The organism is Corynebacterium marambiense, from assembly GCF_016342275.1.
In the GTDB taxonomy this organism is placed as follows: domain Bacteria; phylum Actinomycetota; class Actinomycetes; order Mycobacteriales; family Mycobacteriaceae; genus Corynebacterium; species Corynebacterium marambiense.
In genome coordinates this window covers 474,616-494,147 of record NZ_JAEIOT010000007.1, presented here as the reverse complement: position 1 = coordinate 494,147, position 19,532 = coordinate 474,616, and the positions used below count along the sequence as shown (strand labels likewise).

The 19,532-nt window shown below is 65.0% G+C and carries 19 protein-coding genes and 1 pseudogene; 12 read left to right on the top strand and 8 right to left on the bottom strand.

Features of this window, described 5'->3' with window-relative positions; translation table 11 throughout:
• Nucleotides 1–32: 32 nt before the first annotated feature.
• Nucleotides 33–1,697: a signal recognition particle protein gene (gene ffh / locus JDV76_RS07325; protein ID WP_198736194.1), complete on the top strand. Its 1,665-nt coding sequence runs from the start codon at nucleotides 33–35 to the stop codon at nucleotides 1,695–1,697.
• 19 nt (nucleotides 1,698–1,716) lie between these two features.
• Here ffh and JDV76_RS07320 read toward each other — a convergent pair whose 3' ends face one another.
• Entirely contained in the window at nucleotides 1,717–1,938 is a 222-nt protein-coding gene (locus tag JDV76_RS07320; RefSeq protein ID WP_198736193.1) for a helix-turn-helix domain-containing protein, read from the bottom strand.
• Between the two features lie 368 nt (nucleotides 1,939–2,306).
• Between JDV76_RS07320 and rpsP the strand changes: the two genes are divergently transcribed.
• Entirely contained in the window at nucleotides 2,307–2,792 is a 486-nt protein-coding gene (gene rpsP / locus JDV76_RS07315; RefSeq protein WP_198736192.1) for a 30S ribosomal protein S16, read from the top strand.
• Nucleotides 2,793–3,229: 437 nt separating this feature from the next.
• Here the strand turns inward: rpsP and JDV76_RS07310 are convergent, their stop codons facing one another.
• Nucleotides 3,230–4,708 carry a peptide MFS transporter gene (locus JDV76_RS07310; RefSeq protein ID WP_198736191.1) on the bottom strand — a complete coding sequence of 493 codons (1,479 nt, stop codon included), beginning with the start codon at nucleotides 4,706–4,708 and terminating at the stop codon, nucleotides 3,230–3,232.
• A gap of 412 nt (nucleotides 4,709–5,120) precedes the next feature.
• Between JDV76_RS07310 and JDV76_RS12580 the strand changes: the two genes are divergently transcribed.
• The 4 genes and pseudogenes from JDV76_RS12580 to JDV76_RS12565 form a co-directional block, all read left to right on the top strand.
• Nucleotides 5,121–5,438 (top strand): hypothetical protein, encoded by a 318-nt coding sequence (locus JDV76_RS12580; protein WP_232958954.1) that lies wholly within the window; start codon nucleotides 5,121–5,123, stop codon nucleotides 5,436–5,438.
• Nucleotides 5,439–5,458: 20 nt separating this feature from the next.
• Complete coding sequence (locus tag JDV76_RS12575; RefSeq protein WP_232958953.1) at nucleotides 5,459–5,674, top strand: hypothetical protein; 216 nt, start codon at nucleotides 5,459–5,461, stop codon at nucleotides 5,672–5,674.
• 272 nt (nucleotides 5,675–5,946) lie between these two features.
• Entirely contained in the window at nucleotides 5,947–6,378 is a 432-nt protein-coding gene (locus JDV76_RS12570; RefSeq protein ID WP_232959107.1) for an ATP-binding cassette domain-containing protein, read from the top strand.
• Nucleotides 6,315–6,641, top strand: a pseudogene (locus tag JDV76_RS12565) (30S ribosomal protein S16); the annotation flags it as partial. The gene JDV76_RS12570 and the pseudogene JDV76_RS12565, both read left to right, overlap by 64 nt.
• A gap of 165 nt (nucleotides 6,642–6,806) precedes the next feature.
• On the opposite strand, the gene JDV76_RS07300 reads toward JDV76_RS12565, so the two are convergent.
• Nucleotides 6,807–8,738, bottom strand: a complete 1,932-nt coding sequence (locus JDV76_RS07300) for an NHL repeat-containing protein (protein ID WP_198736190.1) — start codon at nucleotides 8,736–8,738, stop codon at nucleotides 6,807–6,809.
• Between the two features lie 216 nt (nucleotides 8,739–8,954).
• Here JDV76_RS07300 and JDV76_RS07295 point away from each other — a divergent pair, with 216 nt between their 5' ends.
• Nucleotides 8,955–10,574 carry an ABC-F family ATP-binding cassette domain-containing protein gene (locus JDV76_RS07295; protein ID WP_198736189.1) on the top strand — a complete coding sequence of 540 codons (1,620 nt, stop codon included), beginning with the start codon at nucleotides 8,955–8,957 and terminating at the stop codon, nucleotides 10,572–10,574.
• Between the two features lies 1 nt (nucleotide 10,575).
• Here the strand turns inward: JDV76_RS07295 and JDV76_RS07290 are convergent, their stop codons facing one another.
• Both JDV76_RS07290 and JDV76_RS07285 read right to left on the bottom strand, forming a co-directional pair.
• Nucleotides 10,576–10,977, bottom strand: a complete 402-nt coding sequence (locus tag JDV76_RS07290) for a cupin domain-containing protein (RefSeq protein ID WP_198736188.1) — start codon at nucleotides 10,975–10,977, stop codon at nucleotides 10,576–10,578.
• A 7-nt stretch (nucleotides 10,978–10,984) separates the two neighbouring features.
• Nucleotides 10,985–11,815 (bottom strand): class I SAM-dependent methyltransferase, encoded by an 831-nt coding sequence (locus tag JDV76_RS07285; protein WP_198736187.1) that lies wholly within the window; start codon nucleotides 11,813–11,815, stop codon nucleotides 10,985–10,987.
• A gap of 111 nt (nucleotides 11,816–11,926) precedes the next feature.
• On the opposite strand from JDV76_RS07285, the gene rimM reads away from it, so the two are divergent.
• Nucleotides 11,927–12,439, top strand: coding sequence for a ribosome maturation factor RimM (rimM, locus tag JDV76_RS07280; protein ID WP_198736186.1), 513 nt, complete (start codon nucleotides 11,927–11,929; stop codon nucleotides 12,437–12,439).
• Nucleotides 12,440–12,444: 5 nt separating this feature from the next.
• Nucleotides 12,445–13,683 carry a tRNA (guanosine(37)-N1)-methyltransferase TrmD gene (gene trmD, locus JDV76_RS07275; protein ID WP_198736454.1) on the top strand — a complete coding sequence of 413 codons (1,239 nt, stop codon included), beginning with the start codon at nucleotides 12,445–12,447 and terminating at the stop codon, nucleotides 13,681–13,683.
• Here the strand turns inward: trmD and JDV76_RS07270 are convergent.
• Nucleotides 13,680–14,639 (bottom strand): hypothetical protein, encoded by a 960-nt coding sequence (locus JDV76_RS07270; protein WP_198736185.1) that lies wholly within the window; start codon nucleotides 14,637–14,639, stop codon nucleotides 13,680–13,682. The genes trmD and JDV76_RS07270 overlap by 4 nt on opposite strands.
• A gap of 20 nt (nucleotides 14,640–14,659) precedes the next feature.
• A complete protein-coding gene (locus JDV76_RS07265) occupies nucleotides 14,660–15,016 on the bottom strand; it encodes a GntR family transcriptional regulator (RefSeq protein WP_198736184.1) in 357 nt (118 codons plus the stop codon).
• Nucleotides 15,017–15,116: 100 nt separating this feature from the next.
• On the opposite strand from JDV76_RS07265, the gene JDV76_RS07260 reads away from it, so the two are divergent.
• Nucleotides 15,117–17,438: a Tex family protein gene (locus JDV76_RS07260; protein WP_198736183.1), complete on the top strand. Its 2,322-nt coding sequence runs from the start codon at nucleotides 15,117–15,119 to the stop codon at nucleotides 17,436–17,438.
• A 23-nt stretch (nucleotides 17,439–17,461) separates the two neighbouring features.
• Here JDV76_RS07260 and JDV76_RS07255 read toward each other — a convergent pair whose 3' ends face one another.
• Complete coding sequence (locus tag JDV76_RS07255) at nucleotides 17,462–17,932, bottom strand: rhodanese-like domain-containing protein (protein WP_198736182.1); 471 nt, start codon at nucleotides 17,930–17,932, stop codon at nucleotides 17,462–17,464.
• A gap of 249 nt (nucleotides 17,933–18,181) precedes the next feature.
• Here JDV76_RS07255 and rplS point away from each other — a divergent pair, with 249 nt between their 5' ends.
• Together rplS and lepB are read left to right on the top strand one after the other, a co-directional pair.
• The gene (rplS, locus tag JDV76_RS07250) at nucleotides 18,182–18,523 is read left to right on the top strand and encodes a 50S ribosomal protein L19 (RefSeq protein WP_198736181.1); all 342 of its coding nucleotides are present in this window, start codon (nucleotides 18,182–18,184) and stop codon (nucleotides 18,521–18,523) included.
• A 124-nt stretch (nucleotides 18,524–18,647) separates the two neighbouring features.
• Entirely contained in the window at nucleotides 18,648–19,508 is an 861-nt protein-coding gene (gene lepB / locus JDV76_RS07245; RefSeq protein ID WP_198736180.1) for a signal peptidase I, read from the top strand.
• Nucleotides 19,509–19,532: the final 24 nt, after the last annotated feature.

Sequence of the window (19,532 nt, the reverse complement as noted above, 5' to 3'; positions counted from 1 at the left end):
TGTTGTCGAGCCGCCCAATAAGGGAGTGGAACGTGTTTGAGTCTCTGTCTGACCGGTTGACCGGAGCCCTCAAGGGGCTACGGGGCAAGGGCAAGCTGAGTGAAGCCGACATCGCCGCCACCGCGCGCGAGATCCGGCTCGCCCTCCTCGAGGCCGACGTCTCCCTGCCCGTCGTCCGCGGCTTCGTCAAGCGCATCAAGGAACGCGCCGCCGGTGCGGAGGTCTCCGAGGCCCTCAACCCGGCGCAGCAGGTCATCAAGATCGTCAACGAGGAACTCGTCGGCATCCTCGGCGGGGAGACCCGTCGGCTCCAGCTGGCGAAGACCCCGCCGACCGTGATCATGCTCGCCGGTCTGCAGGGCGCCGGTAAGACCACCCTCGCCGGTAAGCTCGCGCATCATCTCGGCAAGCAGGGGCACACGCCGATGCTCGTCGCCTGCGACCTCCAGCGCCCGGGCGCCGTCCAGCAGCTGCAGATCGTCGCCAAGCGCGCCGGCGTGCCCTGTTTCGCCCCGGACCCCGGTACCACCGTAGATTCCTCCGATCACGAGATGGGCACCTCCCACGGTGATCCCGTTGACGTCGCCCGCCGCGGTATCGAGGAAGCCCGCGCGAAGCAGCACGACGTCGTCATCGTCGATACCGCCGGTCGCCTCGGCATCGACGAGACCCTGATGACGCAGGCCCGCAACATTCGTGATGCCGTCGATCCGGACGAGGTTCTCTTCGTCATCGACGCCATGATCGGTCAGGACGCCGTTCAGACCGCCGAAGCATTCCGCGATGGTGTCGACTTCACCGGTGTCGTGCTCACCAAGCTCGACGGCGACGCCCGCGGTGGTGCCGCACTGTCGATTCGTGAGGTCACCGGCAAGCCCATCATGTTCGCCTCCACGGGCGAGAAGCTCGAGGACTTCGACGTCTTCCACCCCGAGCGCATGGCCAGCCGGATCCTCGGTATGGGCGACATGCTCACCCTCATCGAGCAGGCCGAGTCGATGCTCGACCACTCCAAGGCGGAGGCCACGGCCGCGAAGCTTGGCTCCGGGGAACTCACCCTGGAGGACTTCCTCGACCAGATGCTGATGATCCGCCGGATGGGCCCCATCGGCAACCTGCTGAAGATGCTGCCCGGCGGCAAGCAGATGAACGAGATGGCCGACATGGTCGACGAGAAGCAGCTCGACCGTATTCAGGCCATCATCCGGGGCATGACGCCCGCGGAGCGGGCCAACCCGAAGATCCTCAACGCCTCCCGACGTAAGCGCATTGCCGCTGGCTCCGGTGTCACCGTGTCCGACGTGAATCAGCTTGTCGAGCGCTTTTTCGAAGCGAAGAAGATGATGGGGCAGATGGCCGGCCAGTTCGGTATGCCCGGCATGAGCCGGAAAGCGACGAAGAAGAAGCCCAAGGGCCGCAGGAAGAAGAACGGCAAGCGCAAGCCCCCGAAGAAGGGACCCTCGCAGCCGCAGATGCCGGGCGGTATGCCCGGTGGCATGCCGGGAATGCCCGGGATGGGTGGCGCAGGCATGCCGAGTATGGAGGAGCTGCAGGCACTCCAGGAGCAGATGGGCGGCGGTGGGAAGCTACCCGGGCTCGGCGGGCTGGGTAAACTCCCTGGTATGCCGAAGATGCCCAAGGGGATGGAGAACATCGACCTCGACAACCTGGACTTCGGGCAGGGCGGGAAGAAGTAGCGCACCGGCCCATCGGGAATCAGAACAGGGTGGTCTGGTCCTCCGGTGCGGGTGGAGAACCGAAACGGCGTCTCGCCGCGCGTTCGGTCACCCCGAGATGCGTGGCGATCTGCGCCCAGGACGCGCCGGAACGCACCGCACGGGTGACGGACTGCCGCAGTCGCTCGACGGCCTCGGCCTCCTCGATACTCGCCCGCTGGACCCTGAGGAGTGCCCGGGCCGTACGTTCACTGGTGTTCATGCCACCCAACCCTGCCAGATATTCGGCTGGACACCGGGGAGACGCGCTCGGTTCGGGCCAGGATCGTTGGATCCTTCCCCGGACAGCTGGTACAATTTTGCAGGTTGTCGAAGCGGTGGAATCCCGTCGCTGAACCGCCGGTAACCCGATGCCCGGATCTTCTCCGGGGTGACTCGGCGAACTTTCCGGTTAACCTGGGAGTTCACCCGGCGTCCACGGCAACGAGCACGAGACTTTCCTGCGTAACACCGTCCCCGACCCCGGTCGAACGGTGGTCACGCGCAGGTTAAATCCAAGGGCTGAACCGGCCCGCCGGTCCGGCGGGTGCCTGTACTGCCCGGTGACCGAACAACAAGAAGGAGCCTCACATGGCTGTCAAGATCAAGCTGCAGCGTCTCGGTAAGATCCGTACCCCGCACTACCGCATCGTCGTCGCCGACGCCCGCACCCGCCGTTCCGGCAAGGTCATCGAGAACATCGGCATCTACGAGCCGAAGTCCGATCCCTCCGTCATCAAGATCGACTCCGAGCGGGCACAGCACTGGCTCTCCGTCGGCGCTCAGCCGACCGAGCCGGTTCTCGCACTGCTCAAGGTGACCGGCGACTGGCAGAAGTTCAAGGGCCTGCCGGGCGCCGAGGGCACCCTGCGCGTCGCCGAGCCGAAGCCCAGCAAGCTGGACCTGTTCAACGCCGCGCTCGCCGAGGCCAACGAGGGCCCCTCCGCCGAGGCCATCACGGAGAAGAAGCGCAAGTCCCGCGCCGAGAAGGAGGAGGCCGCCAAGAAGGCCGCCGCTGACGAGGTCAAGGCCGAGGACGAGGCCGAGGAGAAGGCAGAGGAAGCGGCAGCGGAGTAATTTCTGACCCAGCTCTCTGTTCCGCCTTTCCTGTGGAATCCCGAGAAAGCCCGCCGCCACCGATTTTCGGTCGCGGCGCGCTTTTTCGTGTCCCGGGCATGCCCGCCGGGGAGATACGCGGCCCGGGGTCGTACACCCAGCGCGGGGAATCCTGAGCAGCGACCACGACCCCGGGGGACCGGACCGGATGAACCGGTACCGGTGCGCGGAATCGGGCCGGTGGACGGGTACCGCGAGAACCACTGCGGAAGAGTCCGGACACTGTTGCTCGGCCCCGTGAGAACATCCGCGCGGAGCACGCCGCAGCCCCGACTCCTTCGGTGGCCGTCCGGTGCCCGTAGCGCAGGGGAAGCAGCAGGCGGCATGATTGTGCCCCGGTACCTTCTCACCGAGGTACCGGGGCACAGTCCATCAGGACCGCCGCAGCGGCGTGGGCTCTAGCGGACGTCGACGAACTTCGCCATGATCCACTTCTTCGCCGCGATCAGCAGGACACCGAGGATGACCGAGCCGACACCGATGACGAGGAAGAAGGTGCGCTCGGAGGAGGGGTCCTCCGGGTGGTAGTGGCCGGCGAGGCTGCCCGCCAGTGCGGTACCGGTCGCGATGGCCATCATCCAGACGGCGAACATCCGTGACGGGTAGGCCTCGGGCGCGAGCTTGGTGGCGAGCGAGTTGCCGATGGGCGACAGGAGGAGCTCCGCCATGGTGAACAGGAACAGGATCCAGACGATGGCATAGACCGGCGTGGAGTTCTCCTCACCCCCGACGAATGGCAGGAAGAAGAACAGCGAGACGCCGATGATGATGTTCGCGACGCCGAACTTCACGGGGCTCGACCACTGGCGGTCACCCAGCTTCGTCCACAGTGTGGCGAAGACGACGGAGAACAGGATGATGAAGGTCGGGTTGATCGACTGCACGAACTCGGGGGCGAGTTCGACACCGAGGACGTTCCGGTCGAGGCGGGTCTCAGCGAAGATCGCGATGACGGTGAACTGCTGCTGGAAGACGCCGAAGAACAGCGATCCTGAGATGAAGATCGGGATGAAACCGATGAGGCGGGACTTCTCGGTGGCGGTGGTCAGCGGAGAGAAGTACATCTGGCACCAGAGCACGACCGCCGAGATGAGCGCCACGACCGTGACGATGTCGGACAGCCACTGGACCTTGACCGTGCCGGTGCCGATGAGCAGTACACAGACCACGACGATCGCGATGACGCTGCCTAACCACAGCGGGTACTGGCGTTTGGGCAGCGGGTTCGGGACCTCGTGCCCGGCTGCGCCGATGGTTGTCTTCCGCATCAGGATGTATTGGGTGAGCCCGATGGACATGCCCACCGCGGCGAGGCCGAAGCCCCAGTGGAACCCGTTGGATACCCGCAGCCAGCCGGTGAGGATCGGACCGGCGAGAGCGCCGATATTGATGCCGAGGTAGAAGATCGAGAAACCGGCGTCACGCCGCGAGTCGGTACGCGAGTAGAGCTGTCCGAGCACCACGGACGCGTTGGTCTTGATGCCACCGGATCCGAGTGCGATGGCTATGAGGCCGATGGCGAGCCCGGCGACACCGGGGAGTACGGAGAGCGAGATGTGACCCACCATGACCAGCACCGCAGACCAGAAGAGCGTGCGTTCGGAGCCAAGGAAACGGTCGGCGACCAGGGCTGCGACGAGGGAGGCCATGTACACCAGGCCACCGTAGGCGCCGATGATGGACGTGGCTTGCGCCTTGTCCATACCGAGGCCACCGTCGGTCGCAGAGAAGTACATGTAGTACACGAGGATGGCCTGCATGCCGTAGAAGCTGAATCGCTCCCACATCTCCACCCCGAAGAGGTTGGCCAGTCCCCACGGCTGGCCGAAGAAGGTCTTCTCTCTGGCCGGTTCCCCGACCTGCTGTGAGCTAGTCATGTTCCCATTATGTGCCTTACGTTGTTTCCCTCATGAGGTGCCCCCGCTGTGTCACCGCTTACTCTCCCGACATGTGCAGCTTTCGGGAAGATCGACGTCCGGATCCGAATACCCCGGCGGTACCGCACGGTGGACCCGAGGACACCCTATGGCCTGGTGAAGCACCTGCACCGCGGTCGGGGTGTTCCCCCGATGGCGCCGCCGGAAGAATCATCCGTCGCTTTCCGTCGTCCGGTGGGGTCGGCTGTACCCTGGCTGCATGACCACCGTCACCCTCCGCGATCTCGGCGCGGCCCACGGCGCGCGTCCCCTCTTCGAGCATCTCGACGTGGTGGTCGCGGACGGATAGCGGTGGGGGCTGACGGGTCCGAACGGCGCCGGGAAATCGACGCTCCTCGCCGTCTGTGCCGGTGTGGACATTGCAGCGGAGATCGCCGGCGAGCGCCTGCTCTCACCGCCCGGCGCGACCGTCGGTCTGCTCGAACAGGAGGTGGAGCGCGGGGAGGAGAGCACCTGTGCCTTCATCGCCCGGCGCACCGGTGTAACCTGCTCTGCACCGGATGGACGCCCTCGCCGAGGCGTTGGCCACCGGGGACGCTTACAGTGCCGCGCTCCAGGAATGGCTCGCTCTCGGGGAGCCGACTTCGACGGACGCTACGAGCGCGTCGCCGTGCACCTCGGGCTCGACGTCGCCTCCAATCTGCCCATGACGGCGCTCTCCGGACGTTAGGCGGCGCGCGCGACCTGGCGGTGATTCTGCTCACCGGGCACGGCGTCCTTGTCCTTGACGAGCCGACCAATGACCTCGATCTCGCGGGCCTGGAGATCCTGGAGGGCTTCGTCGCCTCTGATCACCGGCCCATGATGATCGTCAGCCACGACCGCGAGTTCCTCTCCCGCACCGTGACCGGTGTCGTGGAACTTGACTCGGCGCAGCGCCAGATCACCGTCTACAACGACGGTTGAGAGTCCTTCCTCGTCGAGCGGGAGCGGGCTCGGGAGGAATACGAGGAATACGCCGACAAGGTCGGGGCACTGAAGACCCGGGTTCAGATCCAGAAGATCTGGTTGGACAAGGGGACGAAGAACGCGATCCGGAAATCCACCGACAACGACAAACACATCAGACATCGTGCCGGGCAGCGTAGCGAGAAGCAGGCGGGGACGATCGCCCGTCCGAATGTGCCCTCGACCGGCTCGAGGAAGTGGAGGAACCGCGGAAGGAATGGGTGTCGCAGATGGACATCGCGGCGGCGCCCCGCTCCGGGTATGTTGTGGCGACGCTGAACGGTGCCGTGGTGGATCTCGGTGATTTCAGACTCGGGCCCGTCGATCTCCAGATCAACTACGGGGACCGGATTTTGGTCATCGGTGTCAACGGTTCGGGTAAATCCACGCTTCTCGGAATGCTGACCGATCCTTCGGTTCTGGGGTCCGGTGTCCGTCTCGGGCGCATCGACCAGGCACGCGAGGTATTCCATGGTTCCGAACCGCTCGTCGACGTGTTCGGTGCGGAGAAACCCGATCTCGCCATCGTGGAGCTACGGACCCTGCTCGCGACGTTCGGTTTCACCGGGGACCACGTCCACCGCGTCTGCGACTCCCTCTCACCGGGGGAGCGGACCCGCGCCGCCCTCGCGCACTGCTGCAGGTGCGCGGAACCAACGTGACCGGCGACTGGCAGAAGTTCAAGGGCCTGCAGGGGCCCAGGGGCATCCTGCGCGTCGCTGAGCCGAAGCCCAGCAAGTTGGACCTGTTCAATGCCGCGCTCGCCGAGGCCAACGAGGGCCCTTCCGCCGAGGCCATCACGGAGAAGAAGCGCAAGTCCCGCGCCGAGAAGGAAGAGGCCGCCAAGAAGGCCGCCGCTGACGAGGTCAAGGCCGAGGACGCTGCTGAAGAGGCTGCCGCTTTCGAGGAAGCCGCTGCTGAGTAGTCGGTATCAGTGATTCCGGTTATCCGGTGCACACAATAAACCCCAGGTACGCATGAGCGTCCTGGGGTTTATTGTTGCTTACATCTTTTGCTTTAAGGTTCAAGCAGCGCCGCGTTGGACGACCCGTCAGGGGCCCAGCGTGGCGCTGCTATAACTCACCCGAGATTAGAAACGGGGGAGCTGGGGGAGCTGCGGAAGGTGGATAGCACCCAGCAACTGCTGTGCGGGGTAATGGAAGATCCACGCTAGGCCGCCCAAGAGAGCTGCGATAGCGGCAAAGACACCAAGGAGTCCGGCGCTGCTCGATGTCGAGCCGGGGGTGCTGCCGTTATCCTGAGTCTTCTTCGGGCTGATACGCAGCAGCGTGTCGCCGCCCTGGAGTTGGGCACGGCTGGGGGCAGTGGTGACAAAGAAGTGCCCTGCACCATCGGTGGAGACATCGTTAGCCAAAGGGCCTACGGCCTGGTTGGATTCGATGGCGAAGGTGTCGGGGTTGATGGTGGTGAATGTACCCGATGTCCGGCTGACCACACCGATCGTGTCGATAGACGGGTCATATGCGACACCAAGGGTTTGCCCGCCGACCTCGACGCTATTGACAACGGCCCCGGTGTTCAGATCGATCGCGTACACAGCGGACGGGAACTGGCTGGCAACGTAGAGACGGTTGCGCTTCAGGTCAAGAGCTGAATAGCCGCGTCGTGATTCACCATCACCCGGCAGCGTAAAGAGGTCCATCTTTCCGGTTTCCGTGTTGATCCGTGCGGCGCTCGTCCCCTTCCAGTTGTTGGTGTAGAGGCTATGCGTCGCTGGATCCAAGACGAACTGCATCGTGCCGGCGTAACCCGGTGTCGGCAGAGAATCGAGCTTGGCGAAGGTCGTTGCATCGAAAACGGAGATGCTCTCCTGGTCGTGCTGGAGCGGTTCGGACACGTACACGCGGTTGGCGGCGGTGTCGATGGCGAAGCTACGCGGGTGATTGACCTCACCTGGAGCGCTGATGTGCTTGAGTGCACCCGTGGTGGCATCGTAGACACTCACGGAGTCGCCGTGGCTGTTGCTCACCCAGATATTGTTGTGCACCTCATCGATAGCAATGCCGTGCGGCTGCGATTCGGTGGTGTTCTTCTTTCCGTTGCGGTCGATAGTATCGAAGCTCTTTTCCACCGCAAGCGTGTCGGGGTTAATGACGTAGATGGTGCCCGCCTTGTCGCTATCGCGGGATGCGCGGGTGACAAACAGCTTGTTCATCGTCGGTGCGTAGGCGCTCTGATAGAGACCACGACCCAATACGGTGGACACGATCTCGTTGGCGCCGGGGTTGAGCACCGGCGACGGCGGTTGGATCTCCTCGTCGGTGTCGTACTCACGGGGCGTGGTTTCGCCGGGGGCGAGATAAGACACCTTGACGGTCTTATTGATCAGCGATGGATCGTTGGGGATGTGTACGTCGGGGATGGTGAGATTGCCCGCCGAATCGGTGACGTACGTGGCGTTGGGGGTAAGCCAGTTGGCACCATCGACACCGACTGCGGTGATCTTGCTGCCCGCGGCGAGGTTCTGCACCTTGACTTGCAAGTTCGTGGTGCCGATAGCGGTGTTTGCCAAGGTAGGGGCCTCAGGGCTGCCCAGATTAAATAGCGGGTCGAGCATTGCGGTGGTCGTAGCCGTGTGCGTGCCGTCGGTGATTGCGATGGTGTGCTCGATACCACCGAAGATCTCGCCGGCCTTGCCGGTGATTTCCACAGAAGCGCTCTCCGCGGAGTCGATGGTCCTGGTCGGCTTCAGTTCGTCCCCTTCAAACCAAAAACTAACGGGCTTGCCGTCAACGGTTGCGGTGAGGGGCACTCCAGGGGTAAGTCCGGTGACCGTGACGAAGTAACCGGCATCAATGCGGCCGAAGCTCGTCACGTAGGTGTACGAACTCGTGACCGCTGCGGTCGGTGCCGTGGCGGTGTCGCTTGCTGCGTCGTTGTGCGTGGTTTGGGCGTAGGCGGTGGGTGCTACCGCAGGGACGATCGCGAAGATAAGGGCCGTAGATGCAAGCGCTGCGAGAGCGTGCCGACCGGCGCGGGTGGAACGAGAAGGCAAAGCCATGGAAGTCTCCATATGTGTTTATTGAATGGGGAACCATGAGCGCGTAAGGAAATCATAGATACACGACATGGTTAAGGTGAGGCTATCCTATTGCCACATGGCCGGTGAGGGAAAGATTTTGTTCCGAAAAAGTTATGAAATGTGTCGGGAGCCACAAAGCAGGTGTGCTATTTCTGCATTATTGGGCATTGAAAATACCGCGGGTACTATCGCGGCATGAGTACGATCACGGTCACCTCGTTGAGTGCCCACTATGGGGCGCGCACCTTATTTGATGGCCTTAATCTGGTGATAGATTCGGGGCATCGTTGGGGTTTGACTGGACCGAATGGCGCGGGAAAATCCACTGTTCTTTCGGCGTTAGCGGGGGCACCCGGTGCCGCGGAAATACGCGGTACGATACGGCGCTCACCGCACGATATGACAGTGGGTTTCCTTCATCAGGAGATTCAACGCCGTGTGGAAAGCGTCAGTGAGTTCATCGCGCGTCGTACTGGGGTGGCCGCCGCACAACACGATATGGAACGGTATGCGGCCGCGATGGCGGCGGGGGACGACACCGTGGATGACGCTTATAGCGATGCGCTGAATACCTGGTTGGCGCTCGGCGGCGCGGACTTTGAAGAGCGCTATGCTCACGTTGCCGCGCGACTGGGGCTGACGGTGGATGAGGCACTGCCGATGAGTGCGTTGTCCGGTGGACAGGCCGCTCGTGTCAATCTTGCTGTCATTTTGCTGTCGAGTCATGACGTATTGCTTTTGGATGAACCAACTAATGATCTTGACCTTGAAGGACTGGAGATCCTTGAAGCGTTTGTTCTGTCCGATCATCGGCCCATGATGATCGTGAGCCATGATCGTGAGTTTCTGGCGTGCACGGTCACCGGGGTGGTGGAACTTGATTCTGCACAGCAACAGATCACTGTGTATGAAGGCGGATGGGAATCTTATTTGGTTGAGCGCGCTCGTGCGCGGGCACAGGCACGAGCCGACTATGAGGAATACGCCGCGAAGATCGCCGGGTTAAAGGAGCGCGTGCAGACCCAAAAGACGTGGTTGGATCGGGGGACAAAGAACGCTATTCGACGCGCCCCGGATAATGACAAACACATTCGGCACCGGGCGGGGCAACGCAGTGAAAAGCAAGCGGCAAAGATCGCGCAGTCGCAGCGCGCTATGAAACGCGTGGAGGAGGTGGCTGAGCCGCGTAAGGAATGGATATTGCAGATGGATATTGCGGCGGCACCCCGTTCCGGCACAGTGGTATCCAGTGTGCGTGACGCGGTGGTATGTGCCGGTGACTTTCAGCTCGGTCCGGTGACGCTACAGATCAACTACGGGGACCGGGTGCTGATCAACGGGGCAAATGGTGCAGGAAAATCGATGCTGCTACGTCTCATGCTGGACCCGGACAATCTGGGGGCTGGCGTGCGTGTGGGGGAAGTCGATCAAGCACGCGCGGTGGTGAGCGGGGAGCGGACGCTTCTCGACGCGCTCAGCTCCGAACTGCCCGATCTTTCTCCCTCCGAGTTGCGTACCGTGGTGGCGAAGTTCGGTCTCCGCGACGATCACGTGACCCGACCATGTGCCGCACTGTCGCCGGGGGAGCGCACGCGTGCCGCGTTAGCGCTTTTGCAGGTTCGAGGAACAAATGTATTGGTTCTTGACGAACCCACCAATCATTTGGATCTGCCTGCCATCGAACAATTGGAGGAAGCCACGGATCGGTTCAGCGGTACTGTGCTACTGGTGACACATGATCGACGGATGCGCGATGGTTTCCGGGCGACGCGAGTACTCACCGTCGCCGCCGGTCAGGTTACGGAGGATGGCTAGGTTAGGGGGTTTCTCCGGTGAGCATGTGAAGGAGAAGGATCGACTGTTCCTCCGCGGTATCGTCCGGACACTGCACTCGGTGCATCACATAGGGGTCAAGATGGAGGACTGTCCCCGGAGTCATGCGGACCGTGGTGTCCTCGCAGCTGAAGTCCAGGGTTCCACGGAGACATTGCACGGTAATGGGATGTGCGGCCTTATGGTCGTTGAGTCGCTGACCCGGGGCGAAGCTGAAGGTGATGATGTTCGCTCCGTTGCCCTCGAGAATCCGCTTCACGGCCGGGACTCTGCGGTCCGGATTGGCGTCCGCGGCCTCCCCGATGAGGTCCAGCACGGTCATCGTTCCGGTTGACTCGCGCTCGGGCTTACCGAAGGTGTCCGGCTGGTTGACCGGGATCTCCATGTTCCTGTCACTTCCTCTCGAGCACCATACCGATGGCGTTCAGGTTGTCGGCGTAGGTGGTGAACGTGCGGCGCATCGTCATCACCCGCTTACGGATCTCGGGCTGCCGGAGCACGTTGAAGATGATCTTCAGGGTCCGTGGCAGGCCCTCATCAGCGACCATACGCTTCGGTTCGAGCAGTGCCATCGGCGCGTGGTAGACGTCCACGACGCGGAAGCCGGCCTCCTCCGCCAGCTCGGTCCACTCCGCCGTCGTCAGGGGCCGGGCGTTGACCTTGATGGCGCGGGCGAGGTCCTTCTGGATGCGGTTCTTGATCACCGGATCCAGGTTGTCCGGGTGCAGCCCGAGCTCGTGGATGCCGTACCGGCCACCGGGCCGCAGGATGCGGTGCGCCTCCCGCATGATCTCCAGCTTGTGCTTGTCGGTCTGCATTGTCAGCATCGCTTCGCCGATGACGACATCGGCCGACTCGTCGTCGAGGTTTGTCTCCTTCGCGGAACCGAGCTGCATCCGGAAGTTGGGGTTATTCTGCGGGAGCTTGGCGCCGGTGATCGCGCAGGCATCCGCGTCCGCGTCGACACCGATATAACTCGACGGCTTCCGGGCGAGTAGCTCCGCGGCCGTCACCCCGAGTCCCGGGGCGAACTCTACGACAGCGTGGTCTTCGACGGGCAGGTGGTTGATCACCCACTCCGTGGTCTCCCGTCCACCCGGGCGCAGGACCTTCTTCCCGACCCTGGCGAGCAGCCAGTGCCCGGGGGCTTTGCCGGCCTCCCGGTCGCTCGCGGGAAGGGGGGTAGAGGAGTTCTGCGGCTTCTCGGACGGCTTCTGGGGCATGGTGTTCTCCTGACAATGAAGGAAAGATCGTACACAAGCAAGCCTAATCAAAGTTCTCTTGTCTTCCCGAATGTGCGGGTGTCGATACCGGGTCGGATAGGATCACTGCCCATGGATCATGTGGAGCTGTTGGTCGGGCGTGTGGTGAAGTCTCACGGAATCAGGGGTGAGGTCTCGGTGGAGGTGACCACCGATGAACCGGAGGCCCGCTTCGTCGTTGGTGAGGTGCTCACCGGGCGTCAGGGTGGGCGCGAGCACCAGCTCACCATCGACTCGGTGCGCGGGCACCAGAACCGGTTGCTGATCAAGTTTGCGGAGATCGCCGACCGGAACGCCGCCGATTCCCTGCGCGGTACCCGGTTCTTCGGGGAACCTCGAGAATCGGAGCCGGGTGAGGAGGGCTTCTACGATCACGAGCTCGAGGGACTGCGCATCGTGCAGGACGGAGCGGAGATCGGCGAGGTCACCGGCGTCCTGCACGGCCCCGCTGGGGAGACGCTCGAGGTCCGCCTGGACACCGGGAAGGACGTGCTCATCCCCTTCGTCCACGCCATCGTCCCCGACGTTGATCTCGGGGCGGGGACCGCCACGATCACCCCGCCGGAAGGACTGCTGGACCTGTGAGCGGGCTGCGCATCGACGTCGCGACGATCTTTCCCGCCTATCTCGATCCCCTGCGGCACGCCCTGCTGGGCAAGGCCATCGAGCGCGGGATCCTCTCCGTCGGTGTCCACGATCTGCGCGACTGGGCCACGGACGTGCACCGCTCCGTCGACGGCCCGCCCTACGGCGGTGGCCCCGGAATGGTGATGAAACCCACTGTGTGGGGTCCGGCACTCGACGATATCTCGGCCGGAACCGGCCCCGCCGCGGTCGCCGACAGACTCGACTCGGCACAGCCCCACGTCGATCGCCCCCGGCACGACGATCTGGCGGGTGCGGGCTTCACCGGATACGACACCCGGCGCGATGTCCGCGCCGAGGAGGACGGGACCGCACCGCTGCTCATCGTCCCAACCCCGGCCGGTGCGCCCTTCACCCAGGAGATGGCTCGCGCCTGGTCCCACGAGGACCACATCGTCTTCGCCTGCGGCAGGTACGAGGGCATAGACCAGCGCGTGGTCGACGATGCCGCCCACCGCTACCGGGTGCGCGAGGTCTCCATCGGTGACTACGTGCTCATCGGCGGTGAGGTCGCGGTCCTCGTCATCGCGGAGGCCATCGTCCGGCTGATCCCCGGGGTCCTCGGCAACGCCGCGAGCCACGTGGACGACAGCTTCTCCGACGGGCTGCTCGAGGGCCCGAGCTACACGAAACCCCGCGAGTGGCGCGGCCTCGAGGTCCCGGGGGTGTTGATCGGCGGCAACCACGCCCACATCGACGCCTGGCGGCGGGAACAGTCACTGCTCTGTACCGCTGCGCGACGTCCCGAACTCATCGAGAAACTACGATTGGAGAACGCCTTGAGCACCGACGACGAGAAGATCCTCGCGGACCCCACCCCACGCGCCGTGTCCACCGACCTGAACCTGCTGATCACTCCCGGTGAATGGCGGAAGATCTCGCGGAAGCTGGGCCGCGGTCTGGAGCGCGCCGGGTATCTGGAAGCCACCGTGCACGCCGAGGAGATCTCGCTGTCCTGCGAGCCGGAGAACATGCTCGTCGCCCAGTTCATGCAGGCCGAGGGGCATGCACCGACCTCCGAGGTGCTGCACCGCGTGATCGTCAACGGGGTCTCGGCCCTCGATCTCCGGGCCGTCACGAAGGCCGTCATCGCCCAACTGCCGGAGGACACCTACTGGTATGGGACTTCCAAGGAGGGACACACCGAGCCCGGCTCGGGTGCCGCCTGCGCCTGGAGGCCCTAGCTCTTCCCTCCATCCCGGAGAGCGTCGAGATATCCCTGGACGAGCCCCGCCCCGGTGTCGGCGTCATCGACGGTGACGGCGAAATCGGTAGCGTTCCGGCGGGAGAGCACGATCGCCGGCCCGCCGCGCAGGACGAGGGCGGTACCGTTTCCGCTCAGACGCCAGCCCCAGCCGCCCCATTCACGAGGGTCGAGGTCGATCGCACGGACCCCGGTGATCTTCTCGTGGGGGATCGTGGAACGGATGAGTCCCGGCCACAGGGACCAGGTTAGGCCACGCTGGTCGACGCGCACCCGGACCCGGGTGAACATCAGTCCGACGACGGCGAGAACGAGGCCTGAGCCGATCATCACCCGGTCCGCGCCACCGGTGTCGTCCGGGAACAGCAGTCCGATGGCGGTGAACACGGCGCCGATGCCCACCGTCACCGCGATCAGCCACGGGCGGGCGGTCGCGTGCCCGAACCACACGGCGCGCCGGGACGCGGAGACCGGCACCACCGCGGCAACCAGCTCCCCGTCGGATTCCTTCGGCACGGGCGTCGCCGCCCGGGCCAGCAGCGCCCCGACCGCCACAGACAGCGCCAGGAAAAGCAGGACCGAGACCGTGCGCAGTCGGACATCCTGAGGTGAGGGGGCCACGAGATTGACGTGGACGGTCCAGATCTCCAGTGCGCCCAGGAAGGTCGCGGCGAAGCCCGCGCAGCCCGCGAGGAACCGCTGGCGGGTTCCGGCCAGGGCGCCCATCAGCGCTGTGGTTCCGATGGCCATGCCGCCGACGACCAGGAGGAACGCGGTGGGGGAGTCGAAGCCGTCGGGGGTTCCATCGAGGGCGAAGTGCGTAGCGAGTTCGCCCCGGTGTCCCCGCACCATGACGGCGGCGACCCCGGTGAGGGCGACGGCGATGAACAGCGGTATTCCGAGGGCCAGGGTACGGAAGCGTGTCGTTGGCTTCATGGGTGGGCTCCGTTTCAGAGTCATCCGGTGACGCCGCGTGCGGCGAGGGACGCGGCGAGCTGGTCGAGGGAGATCCCCGATTCCCGGGCGAGGCGGGCGAGGGCGTCCAGCGCGTTCTCCACGGCGGTGATCCGTTCGGGTGGCCGGAGCACCGTGGCGCCCTTTCCCCGGCGCAGCTCCACCAGTCCCTGGTCGCGGAGCTGACGGTAGGCGCGCAGCACCGTGTTCCGGTTGAGATCGAGTGCCTCGGCGAGCTCCCCGGCCGACGGCAGCCTTGCACCCGCGGGTGTCTCCCCGTCGGTGATCGACCGGGTCAGTGCCGCGACGAGCTGGGTGTAGACGGGCATCGGTGACGAGGTGTCGAGGGTGATCAGCACGGGAGACCTCCCGAAAAGTAAAGAACTGCTAGTGCTAATTAAACTAGCACTATCTGAAGGGGTGTCAAGGGCCCCGGCGCCGGCCACTAGACTGAGGCGAATGATCATCTCCACCATCGCCCGTGAACTCGGAGTCCCGGAGGCCCACGTCCGGGCCACCGTCGCCCTCCTCGATGAAGGCAACACCGTCCCCTTCATCGCCCGCTACCGGAAGGAGGCCACCGGCGGCCTGGACGACACCCAGCTCCGGCAACTGGAGGAGCGGCTCGGCTACCTGCGCGAGCTTGAGGACCGCAAGGCCGCCATTCTCACAGCCATCGAGGAGCAGGGGAAACTCACCGACGACCTCCGGGCGCTCATCACCGCCTGCGAATCCAAGGCCCGCCTCGAGGACCTCTACCTGCCGTTCAAGAAGCGCCGCAAGACCAAGGCCGACACCGCGCGGGAAGCCGGCCTCGAACCCCTCGTCGACACGCTCACCACCGAACAGGGCACCGACGCCGAGACAGCCGCCGCCGGCTACATCTGCGAGGGCTTCGAGGACACGAAGAAAGTGCTCGACGGGGCGCGCGCCATCCTCATCGACAGGTTCGCCACCGACGCCGACCTCGTCGGCGAGATCCGCGAGGAGATGTACCGCCGCGGACGCATGTCCGCCACCGTCATCGAGGGCAAGGAACAGGAGGGAGCGAAGTTCAAGGACTACTTCGAGTTCTCCGAACCCTTCACCCGGCTGCCCAGCCACCGGATCCTCGCCCTGCTGCGCGGGGAGAAGGAGGGCATGCTGCACCTCGACCTCGACGCCGGCGACGACGAGTTCTACCAGGGACTCATCGCCGACCGCTTCGACCTCGACGTCACCGCCTCCACCTGGCTCGCCGACGCCGTCCGCTGGGGCTGGCGCACCAAGCTCTACGTCTCCTCCGGACTCGACGTCCGCATGCGCCTCAAGGAGCACGCCGAAGCCGGCGCCCTCGATGTCTTCGCCACCAACCTCCGCGACGTCTTGCTCGCCGCGCCCGCCGGCCAACGCGCCACCCTCGGCCTCGACCCCGGCTACCGCAACGGAGTGAAGACCGCCGTCGTGGACCCCACCGGAAAGGTCCTGGCCACCACCATCATCCACCCGCACCAGCCGCAGAACCGGTGGGACAGCGCCGTGCGCGAACTCGCCGACCTGTGCGCCACCCACGGCGTCGAACTCATCGCCGTCGGCAACGGCACCGCCAGCCGGGAGACCGAGAAACTCTCCCACCAGGTCGCGGACCTCCTGGCCAAAGCCGGTGGGCGCAAACCCACCACCGTCGTCGTCAGCGAATCAGGCGCCTCCGTCTACTCCGCGAGCAGCCTCGCCGCCGCCGAGTTCCCCGACATGGACGTCTCCCTGCGTGGCGCGGTGTCCATCGCCCGCAGGCTCCAGGACCCGCTCGCCGAGCTCGTCAAGATCGACCCCAAATCCATCGGTGTCGGCCAGTACCAGCACGACGTCAACCAGACGCAGCTCGCCCGCACCCTCGACGGAGTCGTCGAGGACGCCGTCAACGCCGTCGGCGTGGACCTCAACACCGCCTCCGCGCCGCTGCTCACCCGCGTCGCCGGAATCAGCTCCACGCTCGCCGACAACATCGTCGGCTGGCGCGACGAGCACGGCCGCTTCCCCTCCCGCCGCACCCTCAAGGACGTGCCCAGGCTCGGCCCCAAGGCCTTCCAGCAGTGCGCCGGCTTCCTCCGTATCACCGGCGGCGAAGACCCCCTCGACGCCTCCGCCGTCCACCCCGAGGCCTACCCCGTCGTCCGTCGCATCGCGACAGCGACCGGCCTCGGCGTCGCTGACCTCATCGGCAACTCCCGGGTCCTTGGGTCCCTGGACCCGGCAGACTTCACCGACGACAAGTTCGGCCTGCCCACCGTCACGGACATCATCGCCGAACTCGACAAACCGGGCCGCGACCCCCGGCCCGAGTTCACCACGGCGACATTCAAGGAAGGTGTGGAGAAGATCTCCGACCTGACCCCGGGCATGATCCTCGAGGGCACCGTCACCAACGTCGCGGCCTTCGGCGCATTCGTCGACGTCGGCGTCCACCAGGATGGACTCGTCCACGTCTCCGCCATGTCCACAAAGTTCGTCGAGGACCCGCACACCGTCGTCCGCTCCGGACAGGTCGTCAAGGTCAAGGTCATGGAGGTCGATGTCGACCGCAAACGCATCGGGCTTTCCCTGCGGCTCGACGACGAACCAGGTGCACCCGCCCCGAAACCACAGCGTGGCGGTGCGGGTAGCGGCAACCGAAGTGGTGGCAACCGTGGCGGCCGGAAGGGGCGCGGCGGGGGAGACGGCACCCGCAGCAATGCCAACGGCAGGCCCGCCCCCGGTGGGTCACTCGCGGACGCGCTGAAAAAGGCCGGCTTCGGGAACTGACGGGGCCCAGACTGGTTTGGCGGCTAGCTCGGCTCGCCCGGGATCACGTCACCCGGCCACGCATTCATCCCGCCGTCCAACCCGACGGTCCGCCGGATCCCGGCCTTTCGCAGGCGTTTGATCGCCTCGCGGGAACGGGATCCGCTGCGGCAGTAGACGGCGTAGTCGGTGTCCTCGTTCAGATGCCCGGCCAGCGCATCGAAATCATCCGCGTTGACGTCGAGGAGCAGGGCTCCCGGGATGTGCCCCTCGCGGTACTCCTCCGGGGTCCGCACATCGAGGACCGTCGCACCGGAATCAACTGCCGCCGCGAACTCGGCGGGGGAGACGTGCCCGCCGTCGAATTCCGGGACCCGGGTGGCCGGCGTCGATGCGCCCGCCGATCCGGTCGACGTGACCGTCGTGGCGGCGTCGTTCTCCGGGGCATCGCCCCCTCCGGCACAGGACGCCAGCAGTGTCGAGCCGAGGACGAGAACGCAGATCATCTTCTTCATGCATCCGATCATGCCCCATGTGCTCCCGCACCGGTGTACCGCGCGCCCGGCAAGAGCCGTGGACCGGCGCGGGCGGTGCCCGTTCCGGGTTTGTGCACGCGCGTTGATGGTGGCATACTTGTGCAGTTGTCATACCGGACCAAGTCCGGAGGCGACGCACATGTACCGGGCACGAACCGGCCGAGCGCCCGACACCGGGAGACGCCGCCAGGGTCCTCTGTCCAGCACCAGAAGCTAAGGAATCAACACATGAATATTCTCGACAAGGTCGATGCCGCACAGCTGCGCGACGACATCCCGGACTTCCGCGCCGGCGACACGGTCAACGTGCACGTGAAGGTCATCGAGGGCGAAAAGTCCCGTATCCAGGTCTTCAAGGGTGTCGTCATCCGTCGCCAGAACGGTGGCATCCGCGAGACCTTCACCGTCCGCAAGGTCTCCTTCGGCATCGGTGTGGAGCGTACCTTCCCGGTCCACTCCCCGAACATCGACCACATCGAGGTACTGACCCGCGGTGACGTGCGTCGTGCCAAGCTGTACTACCTGCGCAACCTGCGCGGCAAGGCAGCCAAGATCAAGGAGAAGCGCTGACCCACACCCGACAGGCGCTGACGCGCCGTCGGATGCAGCACCAGACCACCCCACCTCCCGCCCCGGCGGGAGGTGGGGTGGTTTTCCTTTTTCCAGCCCACGATTACCCGGCTGTGCTGCTCCGATGAATGCGGCGGTGGTGCTGGTAACGTGGTCCGACGTGAACGAACCGACGAACCCCACCCCCGACTCCGACCAGACCCCACACGAGGTTGAAGAGGCGGAAGCACACGACCACGCGGAGGCCGCCACAGATCCCGCAGACGAGCCCCGCGGGCAGAAGAAGAGCTCCTATCCGTGGTACGTCGAGATCCCCGTGGTCGTCGTCCTCACCCTCGTTGTGGTGGCGATCATGCAGCTGTTCGTCGGCCGGATCTATCTCATCCCCTCGCAGTCCATGGAACCCACCCTGCACGGCTGTGAGGGGTGCACCGGCGACCGGATCGCCGTGGACAAACTGACCTACCGCTTCAGCGACCCCAAACCCGGCGACGTCGTCGTGTTCAAGGGGACGGAATCCTGGAACGCCCAGTTCACCACGCACCGCTCCACAAACCCCGCCATCCGTGGTCTGCAGAACCTCGGCTCCTACGTCGGGCTCGTCGCCCCTGATGAGAACACGCTGGTCAAACGGATCATCGCCACCGGCGGCCAGACCATCGAATGTCAGGCGGGCGACCCCGGTGTCATGGTCGACGGTAAGAAGGTAGACGACTCCTTCATCCAGAAGCCCCCGACCTACCCCATCGACGAACGAACCGGATCCGTCGAGTGCGGCGGCGCGTTCTTCGGCCCGATCACCGTCCCCGCGGGCAACATCTTCGTGATGGGGGACAACCGCACGAACTCCGCGGACTCCCGTTACCACCTCGGGGACCAGTTCCAGGGCACGATCCCCGAGGAGAACATCCGCGGCAAGGTGCAGGCCATCATCCTGCCGATCAGCCGCATCGGCCTCGTCGACGATCCCGACATCCAGAACTGACCACCGTGGCGGTGGACGTCGTAC